The following is a 15,621-nucleotide window of genomic DNA, read 5'->3' as shown; positions in this document are numbered from 1 at the left end:
GACCGTGAAAAAGGGCAAAAACCCGCTCGACGCCGGCGCGGCGGCTGGCGCACAATCCGTTTTTTTCTGCCTCGCTGGTATTTCGTGGCCCGGATCGTCGTTTTCAACAAGCCTTATGGCGTGCTCAGCCAATTCACCCCCGAGGGGAAGTGGCGGGCGCTGGCCGAGTTCATCCCGCTCAAGGGGGTGTATGTCGCCGGCCGCCTCGATGCCGACAGCGAAGGACTGCTGCTGCTGACCGACGACGGCCAGTTGCAGGCGCGCATCGCCGAGCCCAAGCACAAGCTGGAAAAAACCTACTGGGCGCAGGTCGAGGGTATTCCCGACGAAGCGGCGCTCGACCGGCTGCGCGCCGGGATCGCCTTGTCCGACTACGTTGCCAAACCCGCCAAGGTGCGGCTGATCGACGCGCCCGCAGGGCTGTGGGAGCGCGATCCGCCGATCCGCTACCGGGCGGCAATTCCGACCAGCTGGCTGGAAATCCGCATCAGCGAGGGCAAGAACCGGCAGGTCAGGAAGATGACGGCGGCCATCGGCTATCCTACGCTGCGCCTGGTTCGGGCGGCGATTGGCCGGCTCGACCTGGCCGGACTGGCGCCCGGCGAGTGGCGTCAATTCGTCGGTGGTCTGGCCGATCTGGCGCCGCCGGCTGCCTTGGCGCAGCGTCCGGTAGCGCCCCCTTCCCGCAAAAAAACAGGAAAATACACACCATGAAAAAGCTGATCAGCCTGCTGGCTGCCTTTGCCCTCGTTTCCACCTCTTTCGTCGCCGAAGCCGCGCCGCGTCACAAGCACGGCGTCAAGGCCGTCAAGATGCACAAGGCCAAGGCCGGCAAAAGCGTCAAGGCCAAGAAGGCGAAGAAATCGCTGTCTGCGAAAAAGGCCAAGCGCGTGTCGCAGCGTGCTTACGCCGGTCCGCGCGTGGCCGCCCAGTAATTCCGGAGTCGCATGAAATCCATTTTTTCCCTCCTCGCCGGCTTGCTGGCGCTTGTTCTGGTGCCAGTGGCGCAGGCCGAGATGCCGCGCATGGAGCTGACCGCCGGCATGTACCGGATTGATACCGAAGTTGCCGCCGACCAGCAGAACCGCATGCTCGGCCTGATGCACCGCAAGAGCATGCCGCAGCACCATGGCATGCTGTTCGTGTTTCCGCAGGCGAATACCCACTGCATGTGGATGCGCAACACGCTGCTGCCGCTGTCGGTCGCCTTCATCGACGACAACGGTGTGGTGATCAATATCGAGGACATGCAGCCGCAAACCGAGGACAGCCACTGCGCCAAGCGCCCGGCACGGTTTGCGCTGGAAATGAACCTCGGCTGGTTCCGCGAACGCGGGATCAAATCCGGCAGCAAGATCGGCGGCATCGAGCGCGCGCCGCAGCCACGGTAAACGCCGGTGCGGCTGCGCAAATCCTGGCGCGCCACGCTGGCGGCGCCAGCGCCCGAAGCCTGGCTGCGTTCCTGGTTGCTGGAGCCGGGTTCGCTGACCCGGCGCTGCCAGGGCCGGTGCCGGCATTTCCAGGTGTGTCTGCTCGCCCAGGGGCGGGCGCCGGACCTGGTCGCCGCCAAGCCGGCGCGGGCGCGCCAGACGCTGGTGCGCGAAGTCCTGCTCTGTTGCGACGGGGTGCCGGTGATTTTTGCCCACACCACGCTGTCGACCGTGGGGCGCGGCCGCCTCAACCGCTGGCTGGCCCGACTCGGCAGCCGTTCGCTGGGTTCCTTGCTGTTTGCCTATCCGGGCTTTTGCCGGGGGGCCATCGAGTGTACCCGGCTGGACCGGCGCGACCCGCTGTATCGCGCCGCGCTGGCAGCGCTGCCAGCCGGCAGCGCCCTGCCGCCGCAACTCTGGGCGCGCCGTTCGACGCACGCGCTGGGCGGGCAGCAGGTCAGTGTTTGCGAGGTCTTCCTGCCGGCGATCCGGGCCCTCACCGGCTGAGCCAGGCGCGGCGCCCGGTCAGAACAGGCTGACGTCGTCGTTGCCGGCACCGGGGCCGCGCAGCGCGTCGAGCACGCTCTGAAAATCAGCCGCGTCTTTCTGGTTGCCGGCAGTGAGCATGTCCAGCACCTTGTGCACCGCTGCTTCCATCGTGCTGCTGATCGCCTGTTCCTGGTTGGGGGCGGTGTCGAGCCAGGCATAAGCCTTTTCGATGCTGTCGATCATCTCCTGCAGCAGCAGGCGGCTGTCGAGCAGCAATTGCTGCTGGCGCAGGCGCAGGCTTTCAATCGACGCGACCGCGCCGCCCAGCGCCAGTTGCAGCTGTTCGGCATGGGCGCCGGATTTTTGCCGCATCGCGACGTTGTCGCACAGGCCTTCGGCGGTTTCGGCAAGGATGGTCAGGTTGTCGCGGATGCGGCCGCGCTTGTCTTCGTCTTCGGGCAGGCCGCGCACGACAATCGAAACATGGTCGTAATTGAATACGCACTGGCTGCCCAACTGGAAAATCCGGCCCATGGTCGAGGCGTGTTCGAGAATCGCCTGTTCCAGTGGCGAGGGCTCGCCGGCACCGGTGCGGATGGTGGTTTCGCCGCCGTGGCGGATCATCACGCTGCAGCCGAGATCGAATTCGCGGATCGCGGCGACCAGTTGCTCGGACAGCGTGCCGTAATCGCGGCACTGGATCGCAGCGCGGGTGAAGTTGAGCAGGGTGCCGTTTTCACCAGCCGAGGACAGGAACTGCATCGCCATGCTGTGCAGGTTGTCCTTTTCGGCCTGCAACTGGGCGGCGGTCGCGTGGCGCTGCAAGGCCAGGCGGATCTTGTGGAGCAGGATCTCGTATTCGACCGGCTTGACGATCAGATCGTCGCCGCCGGCTTCGAAGGCTGTTAAGTGCTCGTCCAGCGTCTGGCAGCCGGTGACGAAGATGATCGGTATGCGCGGATGGCGTTCGCGCAGCAGGCGACAGGTCTGGTAGCCATCGAGACCGGGCATGGTCACGTCGAGCAGGATCAGGTCGGGCAGGGCCTGGTCGCACAAGGTGAGTGCTTCCTCACCGGAGGCGGCAGAAAGCACGTCAAAATGCTTCGCCAGCATCAAACGGTGCGTGGTCCGGCAGAGGCGGTCATCATCGACGACCAGCAGGCGGCTGCCGCTGTGGGGGAAATCAGGTTCGCTCATGGCTGCCCTTGGTTTGGCTGAATGCTGACATTAGCCATGGTGCAGGCGGCAGGCAAGTTGCAGTGCACAAAAAAACCCCGCACGTGGCGGGGTCGTTCTGCTTGGCGGGGAGTCGCTTAGCCGGCGAAATTGGCGGCAGCGAAGTTCCAGTTGACCAGATGGTTGAGGAAGGTTTCGACGAACTTCGGACGCAGGTTGCGGTAGTCGATGTAGTAGGCGTGTTCCCAGACGTCGACGCAGAGCAGGGCCTTGTCGCCGGTGGTCAGCGGGGTGCCGGCGGCGCCCATGTTGACGATGTCGAGGGAACCGTCGGCCTTCTTGACCAGCCAGGTCCAGCCGGAACCGAAGTTGCCGACGGCGGAAGCCTGGAAGGCGGCCTTGAAGGCATCCAGCGAACCCCACTTGGCATTGATCGCGTCGGCCAGGGCGCCGCTCGGAGCGCCGCCGCCGTTCGGGGTCATGCAGTTCCAGAAGAAGGTGTGGTTCCAGACCTGGGCAGCGTTGTTGTAGATGCCGCCGGCCGGGGCCTTCTTGACGATGGCTTCGAGGTCAAGGGCTTCGTACTCGGTACCCTTGATCAGGTTGTTCAGGTTAACCACGTAGGCGTTGTGGTGCTTGCTGTAGTGGTAGTCGAAAGTCTCGGCGGACATGTGCGGAGCCAGTGCGTCCTTGGCGTAGGGCAGGGCGGGCAGTTGATGTTCCATGGTTTTCTCCGTTGTTTTCAGGGGTAAAGCAAAAATTCTATTGGGCTTCCGGGGTGGCGACAACCGGCGGAGCGCTTTTTTCGCTGGCTACCGCGTCGACCGTGACCGCTGCGCGACCTCGGGCAAAGCTCAGTTGCAGCCGGCTGCCCGGGGTCAGCTGAGCGGCATCGCGGATGCTGCGTCCGTCGGCACCGACGGCGATCGCGTAGCCGCGGGTCAGCACCGCATGGGGATCGAGTTGCTTCAGACTGGCGGCCAGCGTGTTTAGTTGCATTTTTTTGCCGTCGAGGCGGCGGTGCAGGGCTTGTGCCAGTCGGTGACCGAGTTCGCCCAGCTGCGTCTGGTGCCGTTCGGCTTGCGGTCGCCGGCGTTGCAATTCGCGCTGAAGTTGGCTTAAACGCTCGCGGCGACGCGCAAGCATGCGCTCGCTTGCAAAACCTAGTGCCGCGCCCAGGGCGTGCAGGGTCTGGCGTTGCTGATGCAGGCGTTGCGCCGGATGAAGCAGGCGGGCAGCGAGCAGGTCGAGTTGCTGGCGATCTTGTGCGAGCAGGCGCTCACTTGCGCGTTTGAGCCTTCGTTGGCAATCGGCGAGTCGGGCGAGCAGGGTGACGCGGTCGGGGGCTGCCAGTTCGGCGGCAGCGGTTGGGGTCGGGGCGCGCAGGTCGGCGACAAAGTCGGCAATGGTGAAGTCGGTTTCATGGCCGACACCGCTGATGACTGGCACGGCGCTGGCGGCAATCGCCCGGGCGACGACTTCTTCGTTGAAGGCCCACAGGTCTTCGATACTGCCGCCGCCACGGCAGAGAATGATCGTGTCGTGAGCGCCGGCAGCCGCTGTCGCGAGGGCGGCTGCGATGCGTTCGCCGGCACCCTCTCCCTGGACCAGGGTCGGGTAGAGGGTCAGTTGCAGGTAGGGCGCACGCCGCCGCAAGGTGCTTAGCACGTCGCGCAGGGCGGCCGCTTGCGGGCTGGTGACGATGGCTAGTGAGCGGGGATGTTCCGCGAGTGGGCGCTTACGTTCAGGGGCAAACAGGCCTTCGCCTTCGAGCTTGGCCTTGAGCCGTAAAAAGCGCTCGAACAGATCGCCCTGGCCGGCACGGCGGATGGCTTCGACGCTGAGCTGGAATTCTCCGCGCGGCTCGTAAAACGATACCAGCGCCCGGACTTCGACTTTCTGCCCGTTCTCCAGCCGCCAGCCGAGCAATTGCGCCCGGCTGCGCCACATCACGCAGCGGACCTGCGCCTGGGCGTCCTTCAGCGAGAAATAGACGTGGCCCGAAGCAGCCTGGGTCAGATTCGAGATTTCGCCGGCAACCCAACTGAGCGGGAAGTTTTGTTCGAGGCAGTCGCGTACCCGGCGATTGAGTGCCGAAACGCTGAGGACCGGGTTGTCTACAGGGAGGTGAGGCGTGGGCATGGGCGCGATTCTACTGGCGAAGCGGTGGCTCAGGCAGGGCTTGACAGTCGCGCATACTTTGTAAACTGTTGTTTTTATTTGTTATTGCTGTTTTGCTCTTTTTTTGGGCAGGGTAGGCCGGAGCCTTTAAATCTGTGGCTTTTGTCATTCTGCTGACAGCTCGTGCACAGGTTTATCCACAGCTTCTGGGGATAAGCGGCCGGAGGTGTGGCATTTTGCCGCAAGCAAGCTGGCTTGCCCTGCGTCGGGGGGCAGGGCAAAATCGCGGGCTGACATTCCACCGGGGAAATTGAAGTGTTCGAAATCGTCAAAGCGGCCGGCTGGCCAATCTGGCCCTTGTTGCTGGCCTCCATCATTGCCGTCGCCCTGATCATCGAGCGTCTGGTTGCGCTGCGTCGCAGCAAGATCGTTCCGCCCGGCTTGTTGCAAAATGCCGTCGGTGAATTCAAGCGCGGCCAGGACAACACCGCCCTGCTCGACAACCTGGAGCGTCATTCCCCGTTGGGTCGCGTACTGGCGGCTGGCCTGCGCAATGTGGATAACTCCCGCGAGGTGATGAAAGAGTCGATCGAGGAGGCCGGTTCGGCTGTCACCCATGAACTCAGTCGCTACCTGACCACGCTCGGCACCATCGCCTCGATCAGCCCGCTGATGGGCTTGTTTGGCACGGTGGTCGGGATGATCGAGATTTTTGGCGCGCAAGCACCGGGCAGCGGCAATCCGCAGCAGCTGGCGCACGGGATTTCGATTGCGCTGTACAACACCGGCTTTGGCATCTTCATTGCGATTCCGAGCATGATCTTCTGGCGCCATTTCCGGGCGCTGGTCGATGGCTTCGTGGTCGAGATGGAGCAGCAGGCCGTGCGCCTGGTCGAGTACATGCACGGCGACCGGAAGTGAAATCATGAACTTCCGTCGCGGAGCCGCTCGCGAAGAGCCGGAAATCAACCTGGTGCCGATGATCGACGTGTTGCTGGTGATCATCATTTTCCTGATGCTGACGACCACCTACTCCAAGTTCTCCGGGCTGGAAATCAACCTGCCGACTGCCGAAGCCGGAAAGCAGGCCGAGCAGCCGAACGAGATTGACGTCGCGGTGACCGCCAGTGGCCAGGTCCTGATCAACAAATCGCCGCTGGCCAACAGCAACGTGCCGGCGATTTCCGATGCGCTGCGCCGCGCCGCCGGCAGCCGCAACGATCCGGTCATCGTGATCAATGCCGACGCCAAGGCGACCCACCAGAGCGTGGTCGATGTGATGCAGGCGGCGCAGACCGCAGGCTACCCGCACATTTCCTTCGCTACCCAGACGGCGCAGTGATGTTTGCCCGCTGGCTGCAACGCCAATGGTTCCAACGCCGGCTGACGCCGGCGTTGTTGTTCCTGTTGTGGCCATTGTTGCCGCTGCATGCCTTGTTCGTGCTGGTTTCCGGCTGGCAGCGGCGACGGGCGCAGCCGCAACGCTTGCCGGTTCCGGTGCTGGTGGTCGGCAACCTGACCGTCGGCGGCGCCGGGAAGACCCCGCTGACCCTGTGGCTGGCCCGCAGGCTGGCGGCACGCGGCTGGCAGCCGGGGATCGTCAGCCGGGGCTATGGCCGGCGGGGCGACGGCGTGGTCGCGGTCACTGCCGACAGCGTTGCATCTGAGGTTGGCGACGAGCCGCTGTTGCTTGCCCGGCGTAGTGGTGTGCCGGTTTATGTCGGACGCGACCGGGGCGCGGCGGCGCGGGCGCTACTGGCGGCGCAGCCGCAGGTCGATCTGATTCTCTGCGACGACGGCTTGCAGCATTTGCGTTTGGCGCGCGATGTCGAACTGGCGGTATTCGACGGGCGTGGCGCTGGCAACGGCTGGCGCCTGCCCCTGGGGCCGCTGCGCGAACCCTTGTCGCGGTTATCCACGGTCGACGCGGTGATCGGCAATTTTTCCGGGGCGGCAACCATGCTGCCACCGGGCGTCGAGTTGCCGGCCGGTCCGGCATATTTTCCGATGACCTTGCAGCCAGGACGTTTCGAACGGCTGGACCGGCCGGCAGCAGCGGTCGAGGCCGGATACTTTGCCGGCCGCCGGGTGCATGCCCTGGCCGGAATCGGCGATCCCGGACGCTTCTTCGCCACCTTGCTGGGCTTGGGCATCGATTTCGTCGCCCATCCCTTTCCCGACCATCATGCCTATACCGTTGCCGATTTATCCTTTGCTGGCGACGATATCCTGCTGATGACCGAGAAGGATGCAGTAAAATGTTTGGCTCTTGTGCCGGGCGAAGCCTGGTACCTGCCGGTCGAGGCGGAACTGCCGCCGGCGCTGATTGAACTCGTTGAGGAGAAACTCCGTGGACGCCAGGCTGCTTGACATCCTTGTCTGCCCGATCTGCAAGGGCAATCTGGAACATCGCAAGAATGAACAGGAACTGGTCTGCAAGCCGTGCAAGCTGGCCTTCCCGGTGCGCGATGACATTCCGGTGATGCTGGTCGACGAGGCTCGCCGCCTCGAAGCGGAAGGCCAGTAATGCCGACCCCGGCGTTCAAGGTCGTCATCCCGGCCCGCTACGCCTCGACCCGCCTGCCCGGCAAGCCCTTGCTCGACCTCGGCGGCAAGCCGATGGTGGTGCGTGTGGCCGAGCGGGCACGGCAGTCCGGGGCCGAGGAAATCTGGGTCGCGACCGACGACGAACGGGTGCATGCTGCCTGCTGCGCGCACGAGGTCGCCGCAATCATGACCCGCGGCGACCATCCCACCGGCACCGACCGGCTGGCTGAAGTGGTCGCCCAGCGCGGCTGGGCCAGCGATACGCTGGTGGTGAACGTGCAGGGCGACGAACCGCTGATCGAACCGGCGGTGATCCTGCAAACCGCCCGGCAACTGGCGGCCAGCGGCGCCGATATTGCGACGGTGGCGCACCCGATTGCCGCCGCCGAAGAGTTTTTCAACCCCAATGTGGTCAAGGTGGTGTGCCGCGCCGATGGCGACGCCGCGTATTTCTCGCGCGCACCGCTGCCCTACGCCCGCGACGATTTCGCCCGTGACCGCAGCGTGCTGCCGGCGGGCTTGCCGGCCTTGCGCCATGTCGGTCTCTACGCTTACCGGGCGGCTTTCCTCAAAGCCTATGCCGGCCTGGCTCCGGCGCCGACCGAACAGTTCGAATCGCTCGAGCAGTTGCGTGCGCTGTGGCATGGCTACCGCATCAGCGTCGCGCTGATCGACGCTGCGCCGGCACCCGGTGTGGATACGCCGGAAGATGCCGAGCGGATGCGCAAACTGTTTGACCGGGTCTGAAATAGCGAGTACTTTTTTCGAAAAAACACAGGCGGCAGCGCCACAAGATCGAAAGCGGTCGAGAACAGGTTTCAGTAGTACAACTTTTATAAACCAGAGGGATTTTTTTCATGAAGCTGATTCTGTTGGGCGCTCCCGGCGCCGGCAAGGGCACCCAGGCCAAGTTCATCTGCGAGAAGTTCGGTATTCCGCAAATCTCGACCGGCGACATGCTGCGCGCCCAGGTCAAGGCCGGCACGCCGCTTGGCCTCGAAGCCAAAAAGCATATGGATGCGGGTGGCCTGGTGCCGGACGCCGTGATCATCGGCATGGTCCAGGATCGCCTGACCCAGGACGACTGCAAGAACGGTTACCTGTTCGACGGTTTCCCGCGCACCATTCCGCAGGCGCAGGCGATGAAGGATGCCGGCGTGCCGATCGAGTTCGTGGTTGAAATCGACGTTCCCGACAGCGACATCATCGAGCGCATGGCCGGCCGCCGCGCGCACCTGGCTTCCGGCCGCACCTACCACGTCAAGTTCAACCCGCCCAAGGTCGAAGGCAAGGACGACGTGACCGGCGAAGACCTGGTTCAGCGCGATGACGACAAGGAAGAAACCGTCAAGAAGCGCCTCGAAATCTACCACTCGCAGACCAAGCCGCTGGTCGACTTCTACAGCAAGTGGGCCGCCGAAGGCTGCAGCAAGGCACCGCAGGTCAAGAAGGTTGCCGGTGTCGGTTCGGTCGATGCGATCACCGCTTCGGTGTTCGACGCCCTGAAGTAATTCCTCCCATGTAAGGAGAAGCCCATGGCCGCGATCAATGCCTTCTATGCGCAGTCGGGAGGTGTGACTGCGGTCATCAATGCAACGGCGTGCGGCCTGATTCAGGAAGCGCGCCGTTTGCATTTGCTGCACCCGGAAAAAATCGGCAAGGTGCTGGCCGGGCGCGACGGGATCATCGGCGCGCTGACCGAGGATCTGATCGACACCAGCAGAGAGTCCGATGCCGATATTGCCCGCCTGCTGCAGACACCGGGCGGCGCTTTCGGCTCCTGCCGCTACAAGCTGAAGAGTCTGGAGCAGCATCGCGCGCAGTACGAACGGCTGATCGAGGTCTTTCGCGCCCATGAGATCGGCTATTTCTTCTACAACGGCGGTAACGATTCGATGGACACCGCGTGGAAGGTGTCGCAGATTTCGGAGGCGATGGGGTATCCGGTGGTCTGTGTCGGGATTCCCAAGACCATCGACAACGATCTGCCGCTGACCGATTGCTGTCCCGGCTTCGGTTCGGTCGCCAAGTACGTTGCGACCTCGATCCGCGAGGCCGGCTACGATGTCGCGTCGATGGCGCGCACCTCGACCAGGATTTTCGTCCTTGAAGTGATGGGCCGCCACGCCGGCTGGATCACTGCGGCCTGCGGCCTGGCCGCCGAGCAGGCCGGCGAACCGCCCCATTTGTTGCTGTTCCCGGAGGTGCCGTTCGACCCCGAGGCCTTCCTCGCCCGCGTGGACCAGTGCGTACGCGATTACGGCTATTGCACGGTGGCCGTTTCCGAAGGTTTGCGTGATGCAGCCGGTCATTTGCTGGCCGAGAGCGGCAGTCGCGATGCCTTCGGGCATGCGCAGCTGGGTGGCGTCGGCCAGTACGTCGCGCAATTGATCAAGGACCGTCTCGGTCACAAATACCATTGGGCGCTCGCCGATTATCTGCAGCGTTCGGCCCGCCACCTGGCTTCGCGGACCGATCTCGAACAGGCGCACGCCTTGGGCGTGGCTGCGGTCGACCTCGCCCTGCAGGGAAAAAACGCGGTGATGGCGACCATCGTCCGCGAGGCGGATGCGCCGTATCGCTGGCATATCGGCGAGGTGCCACTGGCCGCTGTGGCCAATGTCGAACGCAAGATGCCGGCCGAATTCATCTCGGCCGACGGTTTTCAGATTACCGATGCCTGCCGCCGCTATTTGCAGCCCTTGATCGAGGGCGAGGCACCGCCGCCGTTCCGGGCCGGGTTGCCCGACTATGTTCGTTTGCAGAATAACGCTGTAGAGAAAAAGCTCGCCGCATTTGCTGTTTGATCCTGATAACTCTCGTTTCAAACCGAGAGGACGTAGCACAACACTGATTTCCCAGAGGCTGGAGAGGGTTAGCCAGCCTGTTGGTCGGGGGCGGGCGCCAGTTACCGGTCGCCGCAGAAAGCCCCGCCAGGCCACCTGGGCTGTCAGTGAGTTGTTTGTGTGATCAGGTTCAGGAGTGTTTTCTGGTTTGGTTGCTGTGGCCGGTCATCCCGACCGGCCGAGTGTTTCATCGACGCAGGGGGTGTGTGATGAATGCTGCACTGTTGCTGGCACTTGGCTGTGCCATCGTCGCGGTACTGTTCGGCTGGTTGTCCGGGCAGCGGATTCTGGCTTTGCCGGCCGGCAACGAGCGGATGCAGGAGATCGCCCGCGCCATCCAGCAAGGGGCGGCAGCTTACCTCAGCCGGCAATACCGCAGCATTGCGCTGGTCGGCGGCGTGCTCTTCCTGCTGATCGGGCTGGTGCCACGCCTCGGCTGGGCCACCGCTTGCGGTTTCCTGCTTGGTGCCGTGCTCTCCGGGGCGACCGGCTTCATCGGCATGAATGTCTCGGTGCGCGCCAATGTGCGCACTGCTGAAGCGGCACGCGGCGGGATTGCCCCGGCGCTGGCGGTGGCGTTTCGCGGCGGCGCAGTGACCGGGATGCTGGTGGTCGGTCTGGGGCTGCTCGGGGTTGCCGGTTTTTACGCTTTTCTACGGTCGACCGTGGCAAACGGCGATTTTTATCATGCCCTTGAGCCGCTGGTCGGGCTGGCCTTCGGTTCGTCGCTGATTTCGATCTTTGCCCGTCTTGGCGGCGGCATTTTTACCAAGGGCGCCGATGTCGGTGCCGACCTGGTTGGCAAGGTCGAAGCCGGGATTCCCGAGGACGACCCGCGCAATCCGGCGGTGATTGCCGATAACGTTGGCGACAACGTCGGCGACTGCGCCGGGATGGCCGCCGACCTGTTCGAAACTTACGTGGTTACCGTGGTCGCAACCATGGTCCTCGCGGCGCTGACCTTGCAGGCGGTGCCAGCGCTTGGGGAAAACCTGATCCTCTATCCGCTAGCCCTGGGCGGCGTTTCGATCCTGGCTTCGATTGCCGGCTGCTTCTTCGTCAAGACCAGCGAGGGCGGCAAGATCATGGGCGCGCTTTATCGCGGCCTGATCGTTGCCGGGATTCTGGCGCTGCTCGCCTATTATCCGGTGACTGTGTGGCTGATTGGCGCCGGTGCCCCGGCGATCGGGATCACCGCCGAGTCGATGTTTGGCTGCGCGGTGATTGGCCTGGCGCTGACTGCCGCGCTGGTCTGGATTACCGAGTACTACACCGGCACCGATTACGCGCCGGTGCGCCACGTTGCTTCGGCCTGCCAGACCGGGCACGCGACCAACATCATCGCCGGCATCGGCGTCTCGATGAAGGCCTGCGCCTGGCCGGTACTGGCGGTGTGCCTGGCGATCTGGTCGGCGCAGGCGCTCGGCGGCCTGTTCGGGATTGCCATCGCTGCGACTTCGATGCTCTCGATGGCCGGGATCGTCGTCGCTCTTGATGCCTACGGGCCGATCACCGACAACGCTGGCGGCATCGCCGAAATGGCCGAGCTGCCGAAGGAGGTGCGCAATGTCACCGATCCGCTCGATGCGGTTGGCAATACCACCAAGGCGGTGACCAAGGGGTATGCCATCGGTTCGGCCGGGCTGGCGGCGCTGGTGCTCTTCGCCGACTACACGCACGGGCTCGAAGCCAGCGGCATCGGCACGGTCTCCTTCGATCTGTCCAACCACCAGGTGATCGTCGGTCTGTTCATCGGCGGCTTGATTCCCTACCTGTTCGGCGCGATGGCGATGGAGGCGGTGGGACGTTCGGCGGGCGCGGTAGTGGTCGAAGTCCGCCGTCAGTTCCGCGAAATTCCGGGGATCATGGAAGGCACGGCCAAGCCCGATTACTCGCGGGCGGTTGATATGCTGACTGTTGCCGCGATCCGCGAAATGCTGCTGCCGTCGCTGTTGCCGGTGGCGGTACCGGTGGCGGTCGGATTGCTGCTCGGGCCGCAGGCCCTCGGCGGTCTGCTGGTCGGCACCATCATCACCGGCCTCTTCGTCGCGATTTCGATGACCACCGGCGGTGGCGCCTGGGACAACGCCAAAAAATACATCGAGGACGGCCACCACGGCGGCAAGGGCTCGGACGCGCACAAGGCGGCGGTGACCGGTGACACGGTGGGCGATCCCTACAAGGACACCGCCGGCCCGGCAGTCAATCCGCTGATCAAGATCATCAACCTGGTCGCGCTTTTGATCGTGCCCTTGCTGGCCTGAGCAAAAATGCAGCGGTTCACGGTCGACCGTGAACCGCTGCAAAAACCCCAGCGGCCGCAGCCGAGAAAAAGCAACGGCGCCGAATCTGGCGCCGTTGTCGTTGCAGCAGGCAGGTCGCTGCTGCGGCTTCAGCCTTCGTGCTTCTTCAGGTTGGCAACGCAGGGAATGTGGATTTTGCGGCCTTCGACGACGATCAGGCCGTCTTCTGAAAGCTCGTGCAGGATGCGCGAGAAGTGTTCCTGGGTCAGGTTGAGGCGCGAGGCGATGATGCCCTTGTTGGTCGGCAGGGTGATCACCACGTTTTTGCCGCTGCCTTCGACTTCCGGCAGTTCGCGCAGCAGGTAGCCGATGATCCGCTGCTTGCCCGAGTGCAGCGAATACGATTCAACGTCGTTCATCAGTTGATGCAGACGCATTGCCATGCCAGCCAGCATTTTGCGGCAGAGATTGTGGTCGCGCGCCAGTTCGTCAAACACCGCGTTCTTGGAGATGTGCAGCAGCAGGGTATCGGTCAGCGCCTGGGCGAAGACGATGTAGGGCTTCTCCATGAACATCACCGCCTCGCCGAAGCTCTGTCCCTGGGTCAGGATCTCGACCACTTTCTCGGTGCCTTGCGATGAGGTGAAGGCCAGTTTGATCTGACCGTATACCAGCAGGTGGAAGCCGTTGCACGGGTCGCCCTTGTGGAACAGGATTTCGCCCTTGCTGGCGTTGATCTCGCGCGTGCCGCGGGCGATCCGGGCGATTTCCTCGGGCGCCAGGCCATTGAACAGGGGGATGTTGGCAAGCAGGGCTTCGATATTGATCGGTTGTGAGTTCGGCATGGGCAGGGTAGTGAATCCGAAGGGGGGGATGTTCGCACCCGGGTAGGATGGTCGCAATCCTCCTTTTTGATTAGCTATTGGCGGGTCAGTTGAGCATAAAGCAGGGGCAGGCGTTTGGGCAATTCTTCGGGCTTGCGGATGACGCAGAAACCCGCCGGGCCGAACAGGTAGGGGAGGTAAGCGCCAGCTTCGCGGTCGATGGTGACACAGAATGGCGTCAGTCCGAGGCGGCGGGCTTCGTGCACTGCCATCCGGGTATCTTCGATGCCGTAACGCGAGTCGTAGAGGTCGAGGTCGTTGGGCTTGCCGTCGGTAATGATCAGCAGCAGCCGACGGCTGGCCGGCTGTTCGGCCAGGATTGCGGCGGCCTGGCGCAGCGCGGCGCCCATCCGCGTGTAAAAGCCGGGTTTGAGCGCCAGAATCCGGCCGCGGGCGGCAGCATCATAGCGTTGGCCGAAATCCTTGAGCAGGTGGAAGCGGACGTTCTGCCGGCGCAACGACGAAAAACCGTAAATCCCGAAGCGGTCGCCGGTGGCAGTCAGCGCTTCGGAAAAAAGAAGCAGCGAATCACGGATCACGTCGACGATGCGATGGGTGTCGGAAATCGGCGCGTCGGTGGACATCGACAGGTCGGCCAGCAGCAGGCAGGCGAGGTCGCGTTCGCAACGGGCCTGCGCCAGATAGCTGCCGGCTTCCGGAGTTTGCCCGCAGAGGCGGTCGGCCTGGTTACGCACGCAATTGTCGAGATCGAGCTCCGGGCCGTCGGGCTGCGCCTTGAGCCAGCGGCGCTGCGGCGCCAGCGCAGCGAACTGGCCGCGCAGCTTCTTGGCGGTGGCGACCAGCGGGCCAGGCAGCGCCGCCGGTTCGGCATCCTGCGCAACCATCGGTTGCAGCAGGCAGTGTTTTTCCTGCATCAGTTCCTTGCGGTAATCCCATTCCGGCAATGCAATGCCGGGACCGATCGGGGTATCGTCCTCGGCCGCCGAAGGCAGATCAAGGTCGAACTTGACCCGCGACTTGCCGGTTTCCCCGTCGCGCATCAATGACAGCCGGTCGAGGTCGCGCGCGGCGTTCTGCGCGTCCGGATTCTCGTCCTCGTCGAAGGCGCGGTTCACCCGCACGTATTCGGCCCAGGTTGGCAGGCTTTCGGCGCGGAACATCGCCAGTACCGGTGCCTTGTTGTCCGGCTTCTCCACCTGTTCGGCCTTGTGCGCTTCCTTGCGCGCGTCGGTCTGGCTGCTGCCTTCGGTTGGCAGTTGTTCGTCGGGCAGGTTGCCGAGTGGCGCCACAGCCGGTTCGTCGGCGGCGATCAGCCACAGCAGTACCGGCTGCGGCGGCTTGGCCTTCAGCGAATTGAGCGGCGGCAGGCCGGCGACCGAGCCGGGATCAAGCAGTGCGGCGCGCAGGGCATTTTCCTGCGCGGCCTCGTCGGGCAGCATTTGCTCGGGGCCGATGCGGTTGGCCAGGTGCGCGGCAACCAGCCGTTCGTAGCGCGGTTTGAGTCCGGGAAAGCGCAGCAAGGCAGCCTGGGTGGCGTGCTGATTGCGAATCAGCCAGCCGCGCTGTGGCGAAACATCGCAGGCGGCGAGCGCAGCCAGCCACAGGTAGAGGTCGCGGTTCAGCGCTTTATCGGGGAAGGCGGCGATTTCCGGCGGCAGGCGCAGGGTTTCGGCGTCGCGGCGGGCCTGCGCGACCTTTTCGCCGCTGCCGGCCAAGCGTTGCAACCAGTTGCGGCGGGCGCCGTGGGCGTCGAGCGTGGCGGCAGCAACGTTCAGCCCAGGGTCACCGCCAAAGGCGCGGAACAGGATGCCGGCGGTTTTCTCAACCTCGACCAGCTTGACGGCGGCAGCCGGGTAATGGCCGCCGGCGGCCTTGGTGACCCAGTTATGCCAGAGTTTGCCGATCAGTTCTTCCATTTTTTTGG

17 protein-coding genes are annotated in these 15,621 nt (G+C 64.0%); 12 read left to right on the top strand and 5 right to left on the bottom strand.

Annotated elements, in window-relative coordinates; genetic code table 11:
- The first annotated feature begins 84 nt into the window (after positions 1-84).
- Genes VX159_RS12220 through VX159_RS12205 form a run of 4 tightly spaced genes read left to right on the top strand, consistent with a single transcriptional unit; the run spans position 85 to position 1,937 of the window.
- Positions 85-714 carry a pseudouridine synthase gene (locus VX159_RS12220; RefSeq protein ID WP_371323167.1) on the top strand — a complete coding sequence of 210 codons (630 nt, stop codon included), beginning with the start codon at positions 85-87 and terminating at the stop codon, positions 712-714.
- Positions 711-935, top strand: a complete 225-nt coding sequence (locus VX159_RS12215) for a hypothetical protein (RefSeq protein WP_371323166.1) — start codon at positions 711-713, stop codon at positions 933-935. The genes VX159_RS12220 and VX159_RS12215 overlap by 4 nt, the downstream gene beginning before the upstream one ends.
- Positions 936-947: 12 nt before the next feature.
- Positions 948-1,391 carry a DUF192 domain-containing protein gene (locus tag VX159_RS12210; protein WP_371323165.1) on the top strand — a complete coding sequence of 148 codons (444 nt, stop codon included), beginning with the start codon at positions 948-950 and terminating at the stop codon, positions 1,389-1,391.
- Positions 1,392-1,397: 6 nt separating this feature from the next.
- Positions 1,398-1,937 carry a chorismate lyase gene (locus tag VX159_RS12205; RefSeq protein ID WP_371323164.1) on the top strand — a complete coding sequence of 180 codons (540 nt, stop codon included), beginning with the start codon at positions 1,398-1,400 and terminating at the stop codon, positions 1,935-1,937.
- An 18-nt stretch (positions 1,938-1,955) separates the two neighbouring features.
- On the opposite strand, the gene VX159_RS12200 is transcribed toward VX159_RS12205, so the two are convergent.
- From VX159_RS12200 to xseA, 3 genes are all read right to left on the bottom strand, one after another.
- Positions 1,956-3,116 (bottom strand): response regulator transcription factor, encoded by a 1,161-nt coding sequence (locus VX159_RS12200; RefSeq protein ID WP_371323163.1) that lies wholly within the window; start codon positions 3,114-3,116, stop codon positions 1,956-1,958.
- Between the two features lie 116 nt (positions 3,117-3,232).
- On the bottom strand, positions 3,233-3,820 hold the full coding sequence (locus VX159_RS12195; RefSeq protein WP_371323162.1) for a superoxide dismutase: 588 nt from the start codon (positions 3,818-3,820) through the stop codon (positions 3,233-3,235).
- Positions 3,821-3,857: 37 nt separating this feature from the next.
- A complete protein-coding gene (gene xseA, locus VX159_RS12190) occupies positions 3,858-5,237 on the bottom strand; it encodes an exodeoxyribonuclease VII large subunit (protein WP_371323161.1) in 1,380 nt (459 codons plus the stop codon).
- 294 nt (positions 5,238-5,531) lie between these two features.
- Here xseA and VX159_RS12185 point away from each other — a divergent pair, with 294 nt between their 5' ends.
- From VX159_RS12185 to VX159_RS12150, 8 genes are all read left to right on the top strand, one after another.
- Positions 5,532-6,137 (top strand): MotA/TolQ/ExbB proton channel family protein, encoded by a 606-nt coding sequence (locus VX159_RS12185; protein ID WP_371323160.1) that lies wholly within the window; start codon positions 5,532-5,534, stop codon positions 6,135-6,137.
- Between the two features lie 4 nt (positions 6,138-6,141).
- On the top strand, positions 6,142-6,558 hold the full coding sequence (locus VX159_RS12180) for an ExbD/TolR family protein (protein ID WP_371323159.1): 417 nt from the start codon (positions 6,142-6,144) through the stop codon (positions 6,556-6,558).
- Positions 6,558-7,586 (top strand): tetraacyldisaccharide 4'-kinase, encoded by a 1,029-nt coding sequence (lpxK, locus tag VX159_RS12175; RefSeq protein WP_371323158.1) that lies wholly within the window; start codon positions 6,558-6,560, stop codon positions 7,584-7,586. The genes VX159_RS12180 and lpxK overlap by 1 nt, the downstream gene beginning before the upstream one ends.
- A complete protein-coding gene (locus tag VX159_RS12170) occupies positions 7,567-7,743 on the top strand; it encodes a Trm112 family protein (protein ID WP_371323157.1) in 177 nt (58 codons plus the stop codon). Before lpxK ends, VX159_RS12170 begins: the two co-directional genes overlap by 20 nt.
- The gene (gene kdsB, locus VX159_RS12165; RefSeq protein WP_371323156.1) at positions 7,743-8,510 is read left to right on the top strand and encodes a 3-deoxy-manno-octulosonate cytidylyltransferase; all 768 of its coding nucleotides are present in this window, start codon (positions 7,743-7,745) and stop codon (positions 8,508-8,510) included. The genes VX159_RS12170 and kdsB overlap by 1 nt, the downstream gene beginning before the upstream one ends.
- Positions 8,511-8,620: 110 nt before the next feature.
- On the top strand, positions 8,621-9,274 hold the full coding sequence (gene adk, locus VX159_RS12160) for an adenylate kinase (RefSeq protein ID WP_371323155.1): 654 nt from the start codon (positions 8,621-8,623) through the stop codon (positions 9,272-9,274).
- Positions 9,275-9,298: 24 nt separating this feature from the next.
- Positions 9,299-10,570, top strand: coding sequence for a 6-phosphofructokinase (locus VX159_RS12155; RefSeq protein WP_371323154.1), 1,272 nt, complete (start codon positions 9,299-9,301; stop codon positions 10,568-10,570).
- Between the two features lie 248 nt (positions 10,571-10,818).
- Positions 10,819-12,873, top strand: a complete 2,055-nt coding sequence (locus tag VX159_RS12150; protein WP_371323153.1) for a sodium-translocating pyrophosphatase — start codon at positions 10,819-10,821, stop codon at positions 12,871-12,873.
- A gap of 128 nt (positions 12,874-13,001) precedes the next feature.
- On the opposite strand, the gene VX159_RS12145 is transcribed toward VX159_RS12150, so the two are convergent.
- Both VX159_RS12145 and VX159_RS12140 read right to left on the bottom strand, forming a co-directional pair.
- Positions 13,002-13,697, bottom strand: a complete 696-nt coding sequence (locus VX159_RS12145) for a Crp/Fnr family transcriptional regulator (RefSeq protein ID WP_371323152.1) — start codon at positions 13,695-13,697, stop codon at positions 13,002-13,004.
- A gap of 74 nt (positions 13,698-13,771) precedes the next feature.
- Complete coding sequence (locus VX159_RS12140; protein WP_371323151.1) at positions 13,772-15,613, bottom strand: nitric oxide reductase activation protein NorD; 1,842 nt, start codon at positions 15,611-15,613, stop codon at positions 13,772-13,774.
- Positions 15,614-15,621: the final 8 nt, after the last annotated feature.

Source organism: Dechloromonas sp. ZY10 (genome assembly GCF_041378895.1).
Classification (GTDB): domain Bacteria; phylum Pseudomonadota; class Gammaproteobacteria; order Burkholderiales; family Rhodocyclaceae; genus Azonexus; species Azonexus aquae.
The sequence above is the reverse complement of the archived record's forward strand: the minus strand, read 5'-3'. Positions and strand labels throughout refer to the sequence as shown.